This window comes from Photobacterium indicum (assembly GCF_003026215.1).
Taxonomy (GTDB): domain Bacteria; phylum Pseudomonadota; class Gammaproteobacteria; order Enterobacterales; family Vibrionaceae; genus Photobacterium; species Photobacterium indicum.
The window spans coordinates 73,068-90,328 of the sequence record NZ_PYOC01000001.1 but is presented as its reverse complement, the minus strand read 5'-3'; the positions used below and the strand labels follow the sequence as shown (position 1 = coordinate 90,328).

Below are 17,261 nucleotides of genomic sequence, written 5' to 3'. Positions count from 1 at the left end.
TTTCTACTTTATGTAAGTCCAATCTCGTGTGAGATCGAACTTACAACCATTTATTAATCAATCTGTGAGTGATTAAACTAGTTTCATCTCTTGGATGATATCTGAAGCAATTTCAGGTTTTGTGCTAGTTGGCTTTGCGTGTAGGTCTGCTTTTAATTGACCTTTTCGGTTATGTAAGCCTGTTTCTAGCTTTTTTAATGCCGCAGCAATTGCTGGGTACATTATGCTTTCTGTTGCTTTTGCTGAAACTCGTGTACCTTCATAATTAGTAAAAACTTCTACGCGGTGTTGGTTATGTTCTTTCGTAATTATAATGTCAGAGCTTACTAGATCTGGGAAATGAGAGACGATCTTGCTGAATTTAGTTTCAATGTCTGTTCTTGTCTCTTCACCGAGTGATACATGGTGATTTTGAATGTTTATTTTCATAAAGTCATTTCTCTCTTTACTTGTTAGCCTGTAATTAAGTTATAGCAAAATGAATATTATTTACGAACACAAGCTGTCAAAAATGACTAGTTGATCGAGATTGCTGCTAATTTGACCATGGCAATCAAGGTTACACTTTCATATCTAACATATTGATTGTATGAATAATTAATTTATTCAGACTGTTCACTTTACATTTAACTTACTGATTGGCAAAAGATTCGATAATGCTCTCTTTTGTCTGAATTACCTTGGTTAGACAGGTGATATTGATAATTGGTTCGTTTTTTATGAAAACGAAGAGCATTCTTTTTGCTCGCGTCTTTATTATAAGATTTGAATCATTTAACTCTTGTCGCTATTGCTGCTAATGATTGCATTCTTATTCGACTTTGATCGTTAACGACACACTATGCACATGGTTGTTTATTTGGCTGGTACAGTGATTGTCATTTTGGTTGTAAAAGCCGCGAAAATTCGTTTGAGCGATTATTTGCTTTAAAAAAACACTGTCTAAGTCAAAGTTTCTATTAGTTTGCAGTGATTTCCCTTTAACATTGATTAACACTATCAACTCTGTGTTAATGAACCGTGTAATGTCGCTAGGTTAGAAGGAATTCCATAATGATTGCGAACAAAAAAGTGCTCGTCGTTGATGACGATCAGGAGATTCGCGAGCTCTTAGACGAGTATTTGACCAAGTCTGGTTTTACTGTCACCACCGCTGCTGAAGGTGAAGAAATGAAGCGCCGTTTAGCGGGTGGATACCCTGACTTAATTTTAATGGATGTGATGATGCCGGGTGACGATGGGTTCACTTTGTGTCAATACATTCGTAAAACGTCAGATGTGCCAATTATTATGCTGACAGCTGTGTCGGATGAAATGGATCAGATCATTGGGTTAGAGCTCGGTGCAGATGATTATATTGCGAAACCTTTTAGTCCTAGGCAGTTAATGGCACGTATTAAAGCATTATTGCGTCGTGTTAAACCAACCGTCACGCAGAAAATGCCTGAAACACCCAAGTCTATTTTGTTCTCTCATTGGCGTTTAGAGACGGCTTCTCATCGTTTATATGACTTAGAAAAGGGCAAAGATTACGAGTTAACTGGCAGTGATTTTTCGTTGTTAATGTTGTTTCTGTCGCGCCCTAACGAAATTTTAGATCGCGATACGATTTCTTGTGCCACGCGTGGTCGAGAAGCCTTACCATCAGAGCGTGGTATTGATGTGCAATTAAGCCGCTTACGTCAACGTTTAGGCGATAAAGGCAAAACGCAGCGTATTATCAAAACAAGCCGTGGTAATGGTTATATCTTCATCCCTGAAGTGAAATACGAAAGCTAGACTTCACTTTTCTATAATGCCAGCCGAAAAACAATCATGCTTAGGTTGGCTCCCATCTTCTTTTTTTTGATAAACAATCCAGACGTGTTTTGATACTTTTGGTATTTCAGGTATGAGTGGTTTATTGCAAAAGGCGACTATTCAAATGACATTGAAATCTCTTTGGCCGAAGTCTTTATTGGCTCGCACGTTGTGGTTTACACTTCTGGCTGTCTTTCTTGCTCAAATGATTGCGACCATGATTTGGTATGGTCAATCAAAACAACGTGATCTTGAAGGCTTAGAATCTACCTCGGCCAGTATGGCTAACATGTTTGCCTCTACGGTTAATTTCTTTCAATCCTTGCCATTAGAATATCGTCACATTGTTTTAGACCAATTACGGAATATGGGGGGTACACGTTTTTTCGTCTCTTTTAATACCGAAGAAATTCGTATTGAACCCATCCCTAACTCTGTGATGAAAAATACGGCTGTTACAGTCTTTGAAAATGTATTGAGCGAAAAATTACCGCGACTTGATGAAATTAAAGTGGAATTTTCACGACCTGAAACATTACATGTCTTAAAAAATGATATTTTACTGAGTGATCTACCACCGTCTTGGGCGCACTACACATTGAGCTTAGAGCCACTGAATCCGCCGATCTTAGTGGTGCAAATTGAGCTTGCTGAAAATGAGTGGTTATATATTGCAGCGTTATTGCCAGCCCCTTACGTTACACTCGAAGATGAAATTATTACTAAGCAGCAAGTTATCTTCTTGGTTTTCATTACGGCATTATTGCTTTTTTTCACTTACCTAATGATCCGCCGTCAAACCAAGCCATTAAAGCGGTTGGCGAATGCTGCCAATGCATTGAGTTTAGATATTTATCAGCCACCTCTAAAAGAAGAAGGGGCGAGTGAACTTGTAACGGCAACTCAAGCATTCAACCGGATGCAACAGAGGTTACGGCGTTATATAGACGACCGTGAACACCTGTTCTCATCGATTTCACATGATTTAAAAACACCGATAACGCGGCTGCGTTTACGGGTGGAATTGATGGATGATGACACCAAAATTGAGAAGTTTAACCGCGATCTTGATGAATTAGAGATGATGGTAAAAGGGGCGCTGCAAACTGTGCGAGATACCGATTTACACGAGAACCTCGTTAAAGTGGATCTTTCTGAAATGCTGCACAGTATTGCTGAACGTCATAACACGGAACAAATACATGTAGTGATTCCAGATACCAAGGTGTCGCCTCTAATGGGTAAGCCCCTCGCATTGAAGCGGTGTCTAAGTAATCTTATTGATAATGGCGTGAAATACGGAAAGCACGTTGAGTTAATCATTTCAGATGAACCTGAAGACGTCGTGCTAATCATTAAAGACCAAGGCGATGGTATTCCAGAAGCATTATTAGAAGATGTGTTTGAACCTTATTTTCGTGTAGCAAAAGATGACGAAGGGCACGGCTTAGGCATGGGCATTGCTCGGAATATCTTGCATGCCCACGGCGGGGATCTCACTATCCATAATTCAGAGCAAGGTGGTTTAGAGGTCAAAGTCTTTATTCCGCGTTTGGTTAAAACTGTTTAGGGTCTCTATTTAAAGAGAAGTGTTTTAAGTACACATATACCCAAATTATCACGTAAGAGTGTCTTATTGTGGTTATAGCATATAGAGCAAGACATGAAATTATCCCGAACATTGCTGAGTATTACATTTGCTCTCACGCTTTCAGGTATGACAGCCAATAGCCATGCCGGTGAGGTGGAAGTACTTCACTGGTGGACATCTGGCGGTGAAGCGAAATCTGTTGATGTACTCAAGCAAAAGATAGAAAAGCAAGGTAACAGTTGGAAAGATTTTGCCGTCGCGGGTGGTGGTGGTGAAAGTGCCATGACGGTACTGAAAACGCGTGCAGTATCAGGCAACCCGCCTTCTGCTGCGCAAATTAAAGGACATGACATTCAAGAGTGGGGGCGGTTAGGCTTTCTTACTAGCCTTAATGATGTAGCGCAAGTTGAACAATGGGATCAGATTATTCCTGCTGTTGTTGCGAATATCATGAAATACGATGGCACCTATGTGGCCGTACCTTTTAATGTTCACCGTGTAAATTGGTTATGGGCGAATCCCGAGGTATTTAAGAAAGTGGGGGTGACGGTTCCCACCACACTTGATGAGTTTTTTGACGTCGCAGATAAAATCAAAGCGGCTGGCATTATTCCACTGGCTCATGGAAGACAAGCTTGGCAAGACGCCACATTATTTGAAACCGTTGCTTTAGCCGTTCTGGGCTCTGAAGATTACAATAAAGCCTTTGTTGAGCTAGATATGGATGTATTGTCTGGCGAAAAAATGGTGGATGTGTTTACTCAGTTTCAAAGAATGAAAAACTATATCGATCCCAAATCGGGTGGTCGTCGTTGGAACTCAGCAACCGAAATGGTTATTAAAGGCGAAGCGGCCATGCAAATCATGGGTGACTGGGCCAAAGGCGAATTTGCAGAAGCCGGAAAAGTGCAGGGGAAAGATTATATTTGTGCACCTGCCCCAGGTACAACAAATCAATTCACCTTTAATATCGATAGCTTTGCTTTTTTCAAACTCAGCGGTGCAGAAGAAGATAAGCAAGCACAGAAAGATCTCGCGAAAACAATCATGACCAAAGATTTTCAGCAAATATTTAATTTAAATAAAGGGTCGATACCAGTTCGAACCGACATGAACATGGCAAAGTTTGATCAGTGTGCACTTGACTCGATGGCTGCCTTTAAAGCAACGGCACAAAGTGGTGATTTAGTGCCAAGCATGTCGCAAGGGTTATCGACGACCAGTTATGTACAAAGCGCCATTTTCGATGTGGTTAGTACTTTCTTCAATCAAAAAGATGCAGACCCTAAAGAAGCTGCACATAAGCTTTCACGGGCTGTTAAAGCGGCAATGTAATGTGATTTATGGTAGTTCTATAGATTACGAGATACATAACGAAAGCGCACATTAACAGCGCTGAATAATGGCATTGCTGCAAATAATCAGATAAGGCAGATCTACCCAGTGATGAGCTCAATGATTACGGGTAAACAACCTCAACATTGAGAGGCGATTCATAAAGGTAGATCTCTCCCTACGTAAATCTTATTGAGTTCAAAATCTGCGACACCCCTAACGGCGCATCACTTTGATACCCCCACAAAACCTGCGCCATACACGCTTTGGTTAGCGACTCGGCATGCATTTGCTGAACATCTTCTAGCATCACCTTCGTAAAAATATAATTTACCACTAAGGAGGTATTGATCTATATCAATAGATTTAAAGGCGATCATAGTAAGATGAATAAAAATAATAATAGTTATCATTTGGTCAGTGTTTTTATGACGTTAGTCAGAACAGAGAGATACACGAAGGCTAAAAGTGCTATATCTGGATAAGTAACTATGAACAGTACAATATTTAATGATGCAATGACATTATCATCAGAAGACTTAGAAACTACACACCAAACAGCTCAAAACTTATCTCAAGCAAAAGTGAATCAAGAATACCTTATTAAAGGTGTGGTTGCAGGCGATGCCGACATTGAAAATTTCCTATTTACACTGGGTTGTTTTAAAGGTGAAACCATAACATTGATTTCGATATTGTCAGAGAGTTACGTCATTAGCATTAAAGATGCGAGATACAGTATCGGAAGTGACTTAGCGCAAGCTGTGCTTGTCTAACGTTCATATATAACAATACAAGCGATTAACGCTTGGCAATATTAAGGTGACAATCAATCCAGCGAAGGATTGTCATGCCTACCTATAGTAATGATTATCATCATCATTGTTATTATTATTACTATACATTATAAGGAGATTTGTTTTGAAAATAGCATTAGCAGGTAACCCCAATAGTGGAAAAACCACTTTATTCAATGCATTAACGGGGAAGACTGCCCATGTTGGCAACTGGGCGGGAGTTACCGTAGATAAAAAAGAAGGGCTAGTAAAAAAAGCGTTTAATGAAACGAATGCTGAAATTACTGTTGTTGATTTACCTGGCGCTTATTCAATGTCACCTTTTTCTTCAGAAGAAGCGATTACGCGAGATTTTGTGAAGAATGAAAAGCCAGATGTGATCCTTAATATTGTCGATGCCACAAATTTAAGTCGCAGTTTATTCTTCACGACTCAACTTTTAGAACTTAATATTCCGGTTGTGGTGGCACTTAATAAAAGTGATTTAATTAAGAGCAAAAAAACAGTCATTGATATTCAAGCACTAAGTGAAATGCTTGGCTGCCCTGTCGTTGAAACGATCTCTACAAAAAGCGCTAAAAATGGGTTAGATAATGCTGTATCCACAGTCATTGAGCTTACAGGCAAACACCAAACTGCGCCTTTCGTTAGTGATGGTGTTGATTTAAGCAATGCTAAATTAGTCGAAGCTTCAGATATTAAACGCTTTGAATTTGTAAAAAACATCGTAGAAAAAGTAGAACAAAGAGAAGTCCAAAATAATAGACAAACAGTACAAGATACTGTCGATAGGGTTGTCGCTAATAAATGGCTAGGACTTCCTGTTTTTGCACTGATCATGTGGGGCGTGTTTTCTATTTCACAAACGCATTTAGGGCCTGTTTTAGCGGATCTGCTGGTGGGTTGGATCGATGCATTTTACGGCTTAGTCGAAGGATTATTAGGTAGCGACGTTTCACCTGTATTAGGCGCGTTACTGTTAGACGGTATAATCGGTGGTGTTGGCGCTGTAGTCGGGTTCTTGCCATTGATCATGGTGCTATTTTTCTTGCTCGCATTACTTGAAGATTGTGGCTATATGGCACGTGTTGCCGTCATTATGGATCGCTTTTTTAAACATCTTGGTTTATCTGGTAAATCCATTATTCCAATGGTTATTGGTACTGGATGTGCAATTCCAGGCATCATGGCAACAAGAACAATACAAAACGAAAGACAAAGAAGAACGACTGCGATGTTAACCCCATTCATGCCTTGCGGTGCGAAACTTCCAGTCATTGCATTATTTGCAGGTGTCTTTTTCAATGATGCAGCATGGGTTGGAACATCTATGTACTTTCTAGGCATTGCTATCATCACCTTTGGTGCATTGGTTGTTGTGCGTATTACGGGCGAAAAAAATGCGCGCTCATTCTTCATCATGGAATTACCTGAATATCGATTCCCAAGTGTAAAACGAGCCGTTATTTCTACTCTCTCAAGAGCGAAGGCATTTATTATTAAAGCGGGTACCATTATTCTGCTATGTAACGCCGTTGTACAAGTAATGCAAACATTTAACTGGCAGTTTGAGGTGGTTGCTGAAGGTGCCGCCGGAACAAGTATCTTGGCAAGCATTGCATCGCCATTTGCATTAGTGTTAATACCACTCGGATTTGGTGTATGGCAATTGGCGGCAGCTGCAATCACAGGGTTCATTGCAAAAGAGAATGTGGTTGGTACATTAGCGGTTGTTTATGGCATTACTAACTTTATTGATACAGAAGAGCTCGCATTGATTTCTGGCGGTTCAGATGTTGCAAGTATTATGGGTTTATCTTCAGTGGCCGCATTATCGTACTTGATGTTCAATCTATTTACGCCACCATGTTTTGCGGCTTTAGGTGCAATGAACGCAGAAATGGAAGATAAAAAATGGCTATGGGCAGGTATCGCATTCCAATTTGGGATGGGGTATGTGGTTGCATTTATCACTTATCAGGCTGGTACTTTAATCACAACAGGAGTATTAGGCCAAGGGTTTATATACGGCCTAGCGGTTACTTTGATACTTGTAGGGGCTTTGCTTTACTTTATATATAAAGGTGAAGGCTTGGCTCAAAAAAAGTTAAATATGCATACAGCATAGGGAACTCGTTATGACAAATATAATTGTATCTCTTGTAATAACTGTAATTATTGTGCTCGCCATTTTAAAAATAATCAGTGAAAAGCGTAAAGGTTCAACCTGTATCGGATGCGCTGAGAGTGGCCAATGTCGCTCTGCTAAAGCAGTGAAAAAAGCCCCTTTTATAGGCCAAAAAATAGAACTCAAGCAAGTGATATAAAAATTTTATTATTAAATAATAAATAAGCCGAAAAAAGTTTATACGCTCTTTTCGGCTTATTAGTATCAAATACTCGAAGTGTTATCGTCTTGTTCTTTGGAAGTAGACTGGTTCTTCAGGTGCAGTAGGTGCTACAGGTTCAGAATAAGTAGGTGCTTCAGGTTCTGTAGGTGCGACAGGTTCAGAATAGATAGGAGCTTCAGCTGCTGCCTCTTCTTCCTCAGCTAACAATAAAATATGATTTTCAACATAGGCAACGAGTGCTTGTTTGTAAGTTGGAGAAAGTTGCTTGAATAGTGAACGCGAGGTTGCAGCGTCTCCACCGTGATTCATAACGGCATCTGTGATCGTTGGTGAGCGACCATCATGCATGTAAGGTGCGGTTGATCCTGCCCCCCATAGTGGTTGGGTTATAAATACAGATGCACCTGTACCTTCTTCATCGACTGATTCTGCAATTTCATACCCAAGATCATGACGTTTTAGGTCTGAATATATATCAACACTGGTACGCCCATAATTGTCTTTCTTAAAGTTACCAAGGTGTACAACATTGCCATTTGGCAGGGTAATAATATTATCAGGCATGTCAGCGGCTAAATCGAAGGTGATAGCATTCGCTGGCGTTAAGCCGTGGCTAGCAGGTGAATCCCCGTTAGGGAATAGGGCATCTCGGTGTGTGGCACTTTGGCTTGGCTCACTAAATATTGAGTCATCAAGGTAAAGGGTCGGTACGTGACAAGAAGCGCACTGCACTTGGTTAAAGAGATCTTTACCCTTTAGAATATCTGCTCTTTCTTGGTAGCTTAATTCCATTAAACCAAGATCGGCCAACTCTGTTTTAGTGACAGGACGTGGTTGACCTGCCTGGTAAATAGCAAGTGCGGTAATGTCGCCAACAGAAATTTCATTGATTATACCATCATAGTCACCATCATAATTACCTACAAGCTCTGTTGCTTGTAACCCTATCTCGTTATTTTCTGCTCCTCTAACAAAGCTTCGAATACTAAGTTCAACCCCTTTCCATTGTAAGGGTTTCACGATCAAGTCTTCATCGACACCTTCTACCATCGAAGTGTTTACACTACCGTCTGGGTTCGCTTTTATCTTCCCGAAAGAGATATTTTTTGCAATTAAATCTTTAGTGACCATTGTGTTATAACTGGTTGCTTGCGCGATAGCCGCGGCTTTTATCGCAAGTAGTTCTGCGGTCATCTCTTCTGCTAGTTTTTGTTTTGCACCAATACCAAAAATATGCGGAGGCTGGCGAGTAATGAAATCTCCTATCTGTCCGCTGCGCATTGGGTCGCGGACATTATTGCCTGAAATAGGCCCCGAACCATCACTAACCGCTTGGAAATGACACTCAATACAAGCCTGAGAGTTTGGACCTGTTACTCGGGCTGGAGTGTGGGTTGCCCATTCACCGTAACCGTTAAGATCCATTCGAGGAAACTTCGCAAACCGTTGACCTTCCCCAACGTTAGCCCCTGCGCCATCTAATTCATTAGCAGGAGCTTCAAATAATTCGTCACCGACTTCAAAGGCGGTAATAAACGCTGCGGCAGGATCATTATTGACGAGTATGTTAAGTTCAGATTGTTCTATGTGCTCTAATTGAGGCTCATTCGTTTGGCTGCTCTGATTTAAATCACTTGCCAAACCAGATGCGTTGGCTTGCGAAATAGCAAATAACACAAGTAAAGAAGTCAAAGTTCTTGTCGGAAGTTGTTTTTTATTTTTAACGTATATCATAACTGCCCCTATTTAACGTCATTAAATAACTAACCGGATATGTTCTTTTTGATAGCTTTATTATATCGCTACCTTTTATTTGAATTGTTACGGCTATTAATAAGGATAATCAGCGTAGTGATTATAACAATGCTAATTCAAATGATTGTTGACGGTATATTAACATTAAGAATGAAGTCGGTAATAGTGAGAACGGTTTAAGTATAATTAACAATTAAGTCATAATAACGATAAGTCTGTTTGTTTTAAGAAAGGTGTTAATTATTGAGAATGTCTAATGATTGTTCAACTGTATGATTATAAGTGCAAATTATATTTACAACATAACCTTTTTTATTGTGAGTGTATATTTTATCTTCGACTAGTTTTCTATGAGCTGAACTCTTATTTTCCTTACAATTAAAGGGAGGGAAGTATTAAGTAAAGTGGCAATAATAATCAAGCTTATACCTGTTACTTTATTCCATTCTAATGACTGATTGAAAAAAATGATTTGCCAAACAAATGAAAATATTAAATTAGTGAAAATTAAAGGGGCGAGTTGTGAACTAGAGCTTGATAGTTGATAAGCTTTTACTCGGAATACTTGGGTATTGACAATGCATACAGCCAGTAAGATCAACATGGGGAATAATAATGTCTGTATATCAGTCATGTTGTTTACTGTTTGTTGAAGCACTAAGGCATCTGTCTGAAAGATAGCGACAGGAAGTATGATGACTGCAGCAAGTAAGAATCCCCAAGCATTCAGGGCGATAGGTGATAGTGAGCCTTTACTCACTCGGTATAAACTTACTTGAGAGCCTGCATTAAATACCCCTGCCCCTAAACCTACGAGAAGTTCAGGTTTTAATTCTATTCCTGATGTACCACCTGCCATCAAAAGTACACCTGTAAATGTGATTGCTAAATTGATTAAGGTAGTGTTTTTAATTTGTATTTTAAATAATAGTTTTTCTAACAAGGGGATAAAAAGAGGACCGGTGCTAAATAAGACAACCGTTTCAACTAAGCTGAGGCGATTAATAGCAAACAAAAAGCACAACTGGCTCGCTGCAATACAAAAGGCGCGCACACCTAATGCTTTCCACATTTTTCTATCGGGAACCGCCCACTTTGTTAGTGCCATCAACCATAACAACAGTACGGCTGGAAATAAAAAACGTAGAAAACTGAGCATTTCAATACTTAAACTTTCACTCAAAAACTTAGCCAGTAAGCTATTGAGAGATAAGCTAAACGTTGATATCAGCATGAAGATTACAGGGCGTGAGTCAGTTATCATTTTACCACTCCTTAGAGACTAAAAAGTATAGAACGGTTGCACTCATCAAAAAAGCGAATAATATTAACTTAAACTGTTAGGAAAACTTACAGATGCGAAAGTTAATCCCCCTTAAATCTATTTATGCTTTTGTGGCTGTAGCAGAAACAGGCAGTATGACTGAAGCGGCAGCGGTACTCAGTGTGAGTCACTCGGCAGTGAGTCAGGCAATAAAGGCACTAGAAACTCAGCTAAGTTTGCCTTTATTTCATAGGGTTGGTCGTCGGGTTGAATTAAATCAGAATGGTCAAAAATATTACCGAAAAATCGCTCCTGCATTAGAACAAATTGTAGATGCCAGCGAAGAGTTAATGCACCACAATAACATCAATCATAATCGCTTAATGGTTAACATGGTGCATTCACTTGCTTTGCATTGGTGGATCCCTCGTGTACCTGAATTTCAAGATATTGCTCCGCACATAGATGTTCGTATTTCGAACTTAACGCAGACGTTTGATCTCAATCGAGAAGGTATCGATGTCGCCCTGATTCATGGTAAAGCAGATGAATGGAAAGAATATTACTGTGAAAAGTTAGGGAGTGATGAGCTGATTATGGTCTGTAGCCCGCATTTACTTGAAGGGTTAGATGATAAATCCCCCGAAGCCCTGTTAGAGAAATACCCAGCTATCTTTGTGACGAACCCGCGCCGAAAATACGATTGGTTGGTATGGTGTGAAGCCAATGGTTTTATTGTGCCTAATAAGCAGAAGAATTTAACCTTTACTGCTTCTATACAAGCGGTGCAAGCCATTACTCGACGTTTGGGGGTATTGATTACACATGAGCTATTTGTGCGTGATGATATTCGTCATGGTGTATTAACCAAAGTAGGTGAAGCAGTACCCAATCCTCATCAAGATTTTTATTTTGTATGCCCGCCTGAAAAATTAACCCAAGAAAGTGTACTTACATTGCGTTCTTGGTTATGTAAGGAGTTTATAGGATCGGGACAAACACGTAGCGGAAATAAATAGGTTTCCTAAATTAGCCCAGATCAACAAAAGTGCAGTTATCGCGACGTTTCAACAGACTTCCATTTACAGCCATTACGCCATGATGTGAAAATCACATCACTCTCGATGTTAAGGTTTCTGCATGCAAACGACTCTCGACCAAGCGATGTTACAGATTGCACTCGATCTCAATTTAAATTTGCCTTCAGGGCACCATTACCAACGTTTAATGCAGTCACTGCAATCAGTACTACCTTGTGATGCTAGTGCTTTGTTTATTCTGGATGATTCTGGTTTATTGTCTGCAGCTGCCGTTAATGGTTTATCAGATGAAGTACTCGGTCAGAAGTTCGATCCGCAGCAACACCCTCGTCTTCACGCTATTTTAACCAGTCGTGAGCCGGTACGATTTCCTGCAACTTCAACCTTACCCGACCCATTTGATGGATTATTAAAAAACGATCCAAACCGATCGGTAAACGTGCATGACTGTATGGGGTGTAGTCTATATGTCGAAGATCATTTAGTCGGGCTTATCACTCTTGATGCTATGCAGGTCGGGGCTTTTAACAGCATTGATGATATTACTGTTGCGACCTTTGCAGCGTTAGCCGCGGCGACAATTAGAAATGTAAATCAAGTTGAAGCCCTGCGAAAAAGCCATCGCCAACAGAAAAACATGAATCAAGTCTTGATCCAAGAAGCGCGTAAAAAAGGTGGCGAGTTAGTGGGTGTAAGTCCTGAAATCCAAAATTTGCGTGATAATATCAGTATGGTTGCCTACTCTGATTATGCGGTACTCATCAGTGGTGAAACAGGTACAGGTAAAGAGCTCGTCGCTCATGCTGTACATTCAAATTCATCACGTGCTACACAGCCGATGATTTACGTAAACTGTGCAGCACTTCCAGAGTCACTGGCTGAAAGTGAATTGTTTGGTCATGTTAAAGGTGCTTTTACTGGTGCAAACAGTCATCGTGCAGGTAAATTTGAATTGGCTGATGGCGGTACGATATTCTTAGATGAAATTGGTGAGTTACCTTTATTAATGCAAGCAAAGTTGCTACGCGTTATCCAGCAAGGTGAAGTGCAGCGTGTTGGTGCAGATAAGAACTTAATGGTTAATGTCCGTATTATCGCAGCCACTAACCGTGAATTAACCGAAGAAGTCGCGGCAGGTCGTTTTCGAAGTGACCTATTTCACCGTTTAAATGTATTCCCGATAAATGTGCCACCGCTGCGTCATCGACAAGGTGATATAGCGGTATTATCTGGGCATATACTTGACCGAGTACGTACTCAATTCAATGTGGCTAAATTACAATTACACCCGAAAGCCTTAACTGCACTAACTGGTTATAGTTGGCCTGGTAATGTTCGAGAATTAGAACATACCTTAATGCGTGCAGGCTTACGGACTATTCAGGCACAGCAAAGCTTGATCTTACAGGAACACCTGTCTGATGAAGTGAGCCATACTTACTCTAACTCGACAGGTTCAGAAAACGATGACTTGCCCACGACATCGTTTGAACTACGCGGTGCCGTTGAAATTTATCAAACCAAGCTTATTTCCCATGCCCTACAGCAATCAAATTTTGTGTGGGCGCAAGCAGCGGATTTTTTACAGATGGATCGCGGTAATTTATACAAAATGGGAAAAAAACTCGGTATTGAACCCAAAGAGTTACGTACTGCAGAGCTAGTATAAAATTAATATAAACGCACTTGATGTGATTATCACATCAAGTGCGTTGTGATAACCACATCGAAGATTATATCAATAAAAAAGAAAATCATTAAAAATCAACAGGATAAAAGTTGGCACGTTAGATGCATTTAGGTTCTGAAATCATCGTTAACTCGATATTAATAATATAATTATAACGGAGTCTTAAATGTTCTGTATTCAATGTGAGCAAACTGTCCAAACACCTACAGCTAAAGGTTGTTCTTATACTCAAGGTATGTGTGGTAAAACGGCTGATGTGTCTGATCTACAAGACGTATTAGTATTTAACTTGCAAGGCGTATCTTTCTGGGCAGAACTAGCGCGTAAATACAACATTATCGATGCTGAAATTGATGCTTGGGCACCACGTGCTTTCTTCTCTACATTAACTAACGTGAACTTTGTGCCAGAGCGTATTACTGAATACACTGAGATTGCTGAGCGTTATAAGATCCAATTAAGCACCCAAGTAATGGCAGCAGCAGCAGCAGCTGGTGAAGCATTACCTGAATTATCACCAGCAGCGCAGTTTGTGTTACCAGCAACCGCTGAAGAAATCATGAACTTTGCACCTGAAGCGGCTGTAAACCGTGGTCACGAAGAACTGCATGAAGACATCATTGGTTTACGTTTATTATGTTTGTACGGCCTTAAAGGTGCTGCAGCATACATGGAACATGCAAATGTACTTGGTCAAAGTGAAGAATCAATCTGCGCTGAATACCACCAAATCATGGCGTTTTTAGGTACTGATCCAACAGATGCAAATGCTCTGCTTGAAACATCAATGCAAATTGGTCTACTTAACTACCGCATTATGGAAATACTTGACCGAGGCGAAACAAATACCTTTGGTCACCCACAACCAACACAAGTAAACGTAAAGCCTGTTGCTGGTAAGTGTATTCTTGTTTCTGGTCATGACTTACATGATTTAGAAAAAATTCTACAACAGACTGAAGGCAAAGGTATCAACGTTTATACCAATGGTGAAATGTTACCAGCACACGGTTACCCAGAATTAAACAAGTACCCACACTTAGTTGGTAACTTCGGTAGCGCTTGGCAGAATCAACAAAAAGAATTTGCTAACTTCCCTGGCGCAATTGTGATGACATCAAACTGTCTAATCAATCCAAACGTAGGTCAATACGCAGATCGTCTATTTACTCGTAGCATTGTTGGCTGGCCTGGTGTTGTTCATGTTGAAGGCGATGATTTCTCACAAGTTATTGACTGTGCTTTAGCGCAAGAAGGTATTGCGCATACTGAAATCGAACACATGATCACTGTTGGCTTTGGTCGTAACGCATTAATGGCTGCTGCACCTGCAGTTATCAATGAAGTTAAAGCGGGTAACATCAAGCACTTCTTCCTAATCGGCGGTTGTGACGGTGATAAAGAAGAACGTAGCTACTTCACTGACATTGCTGTGAATACACCTGAAGATTCAGTTGTACTTACTCTGGCTTGTGGCAAATACCGTTTTAACAAGAAAGAATTTGGCGATATCAATGGTATTCCACGTCTATTAGACATCGGTCAATGTAACGATACTTACTCTGCAATTCAGTTAGTGTTAGCACTGGCAGAAGAGTTTGATTGTGGTGTGAACGAGCTACCATTAAGCATCGTTTTATCTTGGTTTGAGCAAAAAGCGATTGTTGTATTATTAACGCTATTCGCTTTAGGCATCAAAGGTATTTATACCGGCCCAACAGCACCTGCATTCTTAACTGACAACTTAATCAAAGCATTACAAGATAACTTTGATATGCGCAGTGTTGGTGATGTTGAAACTGACTTAGCGACTATGTTAGCGGGTAAATAATACTTGTTAATAAATAGTGCTCGCTAACAAATCGTACTCGTTAGTAAATAGTACTCGCTAATAAATAGCGATCATATGCTGCATTGGTTAAAGGCGTTCGACAGCTATCAAACATCGATCGACTTTAATCAATGCTCATTCCCCTTCTTACACACATTCAACCTTTAATTATTACAGCCATGGGTGCAAATAATGTCTTCTTCAAAAACGCCTTCATCAACACTATCAGCACCGGCTCTTAAGCCACTTAAACTAAATAGTTCAGGTCTTGGTCAATCAACAAAACCGTCATCACCAAAGCTATCTACACCTAAGCTTAGCTTTTCACTCGGTGGTGATTCACAGAATACCGCTAAATCAGACACCACAAAAACATTTGCAAAGCCTCAATTTACTAAACCAAAGTTGGCAGCACTCTCTCTTGGCGAACCAACCGCTAATGTTATTAAAAAACCAGCGCCATGGTCACCTTCAACAACAGCGTTAATCTTAGTCAAACGTGAAGAAGAAACACATGACTCGATGAGCTTTACCTTTGCTGCCGCCGATGAAACATTGTTTGATTTTAAGCCTGGTCAGTTCGTGACATTAGCCGTCAAAATAGATAACAAAACACATTATCGTGCTTATTCAATTAGTTCTGTACCGCAACAAAAACAATTACGCTTAACCATTAAACGCGTACCAGATGGTTTAGTGTCTAACTGGCTTGCCGACAATCTAAACATCGGCGATAGCTTGTCAGCATTAAACATCGCTGGTCAATTCAATAGTAGTGATTGCAAGCACAAACCTAAGCTACTACTCATCAGTGCGGGTTGTGGTATCACCCCTGTTATGTCGATAGCCAAAACATTGTTAACGCATGATAGCGACACTGATATTGAATTCTTACATTGTGCCCGAGACAAAGACAATGTTATCTTCCATGATGAAATGAAGACGTTACTTGCTCAATATCGCAACTTTAACGTGCAGTTGCTGTTAGAAAATAGTGAAGGCTTTGCCAGTTTTAGTGCCGATGACAGTGCTAATAAAAAGGCGGGTAGCAGTGCTTTGTCACATCAAACTGGCATGGTGAGTTCAGACGTTATTCAACAGCTATATCCCGACCTCAAAGAACGCACTATCTTCCTGTGCGGTCCTGTTGGTTTTATGAAAGCGGTAGAGAATATTGCCCAAGAAAGTGATTTCGATATGGCTAACTTCTTCCAAGAAAGCTTTACTCCTGCTGCAAATAATGAGCAACAAGATCTGATCTCATCAGGCGCTGCAACAACCAGTGTTATGCTGCACGTTCCTGACTTTTCTGTAGAGAAAGAGGTAACACAAGGCTCATCATTATTAGAAGTATTAGAAAATAATGGTGTACCTATTATTGGTGCTTGTCGTGCGGGTGTTTGTGGCTCGTGTAAATGCAAAGTCACTAAAGGCTCAGTAAAATCGACCAGTACTGAAACGCTTACCGCAGAAGAAATTGCACAAGGGTATGTATTAGCCTGTTCAAGTACCGTTGAGGAAGATCTCGTTGTAGCACTCAACTAATACTCATTATTGCTTCATCATTTAATGTAGTCTTCATGGCCAATCTATTAGTTTAGATTGGCTTTTTTATATGTCTCTTATGACACCCGCACTATTTTAAGAAGTGTATCTACGCGAGATCAATAACGACTGTTTGTACAACCTAGCTCTCTAACGGAATAGGTAGCACTGGTAGCGGTAGGGTTGTGTCGGTTTTAGTTAGGTATTGCTACTGCTTGCTTTATTGGCGGGTTGTTTACGTTGCTCTAAATAGAATAGAACA

13 protein-coding genes are annotated in these 17,261 nt (G+C 40.2%); 10 read left to right on the top strand and 3 right to left on the bottom strand.

The genetic code is table 11. The features are described 5' to 3' along the window. Positions 1-72 precede the first annotated feature (72 nt). Entirely contained in the window at positions 73-429 is a 357-nt protein-coding gene (hpf, locus tag C9J47_RS00375) for a ribosome hibernation-promoting factor, HPF/YfiA family (RefSeq protein WP_107251736.1), read from the bottom strand. Positions 430-1,053: 624 nt separating this feature from the next. Here hpf and C9J47_RS00370 point away from each other — a divergent pair. The 6 genes from C9J47_RS00370 (at position 1,054) to C9J47_RS00345 (ending at position 7,850) form a co-directional block, all read left to right on the top strand. Continuing rightward, complete coding sequence (locus tag C9J47_RS00370) at positions 1,054-1,779, top strand: response regulator (RefSeq protein WP_011221896.1); 726 nt, start codon at positions 1,054-1,056, stop codon at positions 1,777-1,779. A 145-nt stretch (positions 1,780-1,924) separates the two neighbouring features. After that, positions 1,925-3,370 carry an ATP-binding protein gene (locus C9J47_RS00365; RefSeq protein ID WP_107252677.1) on the top strand — a complete coding sequence of 482 codons (1,446 nt, stop codon included), beginning with the start codon at positions 1,925-1,927 and terminating at the stop codon, positions 3,368-3,370. 93 nt (positions 3,371-3,463) lie between these two features. Continuing rightward, positions 3,464-4,726, top strand: coding sequence for an ABC transporter substrate-binding protein (locus C9J47_RS00360; RefSeq protein WP_107251735.1), 1,263 nt, complete (start codon positions 3,464-3,466; stop codon positions 4,724-4,726). A 491-nt stretch (positions 4,727-5,217) separates the two neighbouring features. Further along, positions 5,218-5,502, top strand: coding sequence for a FeoA family protein (locus C9J47_RS00355; protein ID WP_011221893.1), 285 nt, complete (start codon positions 5,218-5,220; stop codon positions 5,500-5,502). A gap of 145 nt (positions 5,503-5,647) precedes the next feature. Further along, positions 5,648-7,651, top strand: a complete 2,004-nt coding sequence (gene feoB / locus C9J47_RS00350) for a ferrous iron transporter B (RefSeq protein WP_107251734.1) — start codon at positions 5,648-5,650, stop codon at positions 7,649-7,651. Positions 7,652-7,661: 10 nt separating this feature from the next. Beyond that, the gene (locus C9J47_RS00345) at positions 7,662-7,850 is read left to right on the top strand and encodes a FeoB-associated Cys-rich membrane protein (RefSeq protein WP_107251733.1); all 189 of its coding nucleotides are present in this window, start codon (positions 7,662-7,664) and stop codon (positions 7,848-7,850) included. An 81-nt stretch (positions 7,851-7,931) separates the two neighbouring features. On the opposite strand, the gene C9J47_RS00340 is transcribed toward C9J47_RS00345, so the two are convergent. Together C9J47_RS00340 and C9J47_RS00335 are read right to left on the bottom strand one after the other, a co-directional pair. Beyond that, the gene (locus C9J47_RS00340; protein WP_107251732.1) at positions 7,932-9,608 is read right to left on the bottom strand and encodes a di-heme oxidoredictase family protein; all 1,677 of its coding nucleotides are present in this window, start codon (positions 9,606-9,608) and stop codon (positions 7,932-7,934) included. Positions 9,609-9,969: 361 nt separating this feature from the next. Next, on the bottom strand, positions 9,970-10,893 hold the full coding sequence (locus C9J47_RS00335) for a DMT family transporter (protein WP_107251731.1): 924 nt from the start codon (positions 10,891-10,893) through the stop codon (positions 9,970-9,972). Positions 10,894-10,985: 92 nt separating this feature from the next. Here C9J47_RS00335 and C9J47_RS00330 point away from each other — a divergent pair, with 92 nt between their 5' ends. From C9J47_RS00330 to C9J47_RS00315, 4 genes are all read left to right on the top strand, one after another. Beyond that, positions 10,986-11,912 carry a LysR substrate-binding domain-containing protein gene (locus C9J47_RS00330; RefSeq protein ID WP_107251730.1) on the top strand — a complete coding sequence of 309 codons (927 nt, stop codon included), beginning with the start codon at positions 10,986-10,988 and terminating at the stop codon, positions 11,910-11,912. Between the two features lie 121 nt (positions 11,913-12,033). Beyond that, positions 12,034-13,602 carry a nitric oxide reductase transcriptional regulator NorR gene (gene norR / locus C9J47_RS00325; RefSeq protein ID WP_107251729.1) on the top strand — a complete coding sequence of 523 codons (1,569 nt, stop codon included), beginning with the start codon at positions 12,034-12,036 and terminating at the stop codon, positions 13,600-13,602. Between the two features lie 187 nt (positions 13,603-13,789). Next, positions 13,790-15,454 carry a hydroxylamine reductase gene (gene hcp, locus C9J47_RS00320; protein WP_107251728.1) on the top strand — a complete coding sequence of 555 codons (1,665 nt, stop codon included), beginning with the start codon at positions 13,790-13,792 and terminating at the stop codon, positions 15,452-15,454. A 192-nt stretch (positions 15,455-15,646) separates the two neighbouring features. Continuing rightward, on the top strand, positions 15,647-16,999 hold the full coding sequence (locus tag C9J47_RS00315) for an FAD-binding oxidoreductase (protein ID WP_107251727.1): 1,353 nt from the start codon (positions 15,647-15,649) through the stop codon (positions 16,997-16,999). Positions 17,000-17,261: the final 262 nt, after the last annotated feature.

Bases quoted from the DNA above. Each gene is read 5' to 3' on its own strand.
- C9J47_RS00365 (WP_107252677.1), top strand. From the start codon at position 1,925: ATGACATTGAAATCTCTTTGGCCGAAGTCTTTATTGGCTCGCACGTTG.
- C9J47_RS00355 (WP_011221893.1), top strand. From the start codon at position 5,218: ATGAACAGTACAATATTTAATGATGCAATGACATTATCATCAGAAGAC.
- C9J47_RS00330 (WP_107251730.1), top strand. From the start codon at position 10,986: ATGCGAAAGTTAATCCCCCTTAAATCTATTTATGCTTTTGTGGCTGTA.
- C9J47_RS00315 (WP_107251727.1), top strand. From the start codon at position 15,647: ATGTCTTCTTCAAAAACGCCTTCATCAACACTATCAGCACCGGCTCTT.
- C9J47_RS00370 (WP_011221896.1), top strand. From the start codon at position 1,054: ATGATTGCGAACAAAAAAGTGCTCGTCGTTGATGACGATCAGGAGATT.
- hcp (WP_107251728.1), top strand. From the start codon at position 13,790: ATGTTCTGTATTCAATGTGAGCAAACTGTCCAAACACCTACAGCTAAA.
- norR (WP_107251729.1), top strand. From the start codon at position 12,034: ATGCAAACGACTCTCGACCAAGCGATGTTACAGATTGCACTCGATCTC.
- C9J47_RS00345 (WP_107251733.1), top strand. From the start codon at position 7,662: ATGACAAATATAATTGTATCTCTTGTAATAACTGTAATTATTGTGCTC.
- hpf (WP_107251736.1), bottom strand. From the start codon at position 429: ATGAAAATAAACATTCAAAATCACCATGTATCACTCGGTGAAGAGACA.
- C9J47_RS00360 (WP_107251735.1), top strand. From the start codon at position 3,464: ATGAAATTATCCCGAACATTGCTGAGTATTACATTTGCTCTCACGCTT.
- C9J47_RS00335 (WP_107251731.1), bottom strand. From the start codon at position 10,893: ATGATAACTGACTCACGCCCTGTAATCTTCATGCTGATATCAACGTTT.
- C9J47_RS00340 (WP_107251732.1), bottom strand. From the start codon at position 9,608: ATGATATACGTTAAAAATAAAAAACAACTTCCGACAAGAACTTTGACT.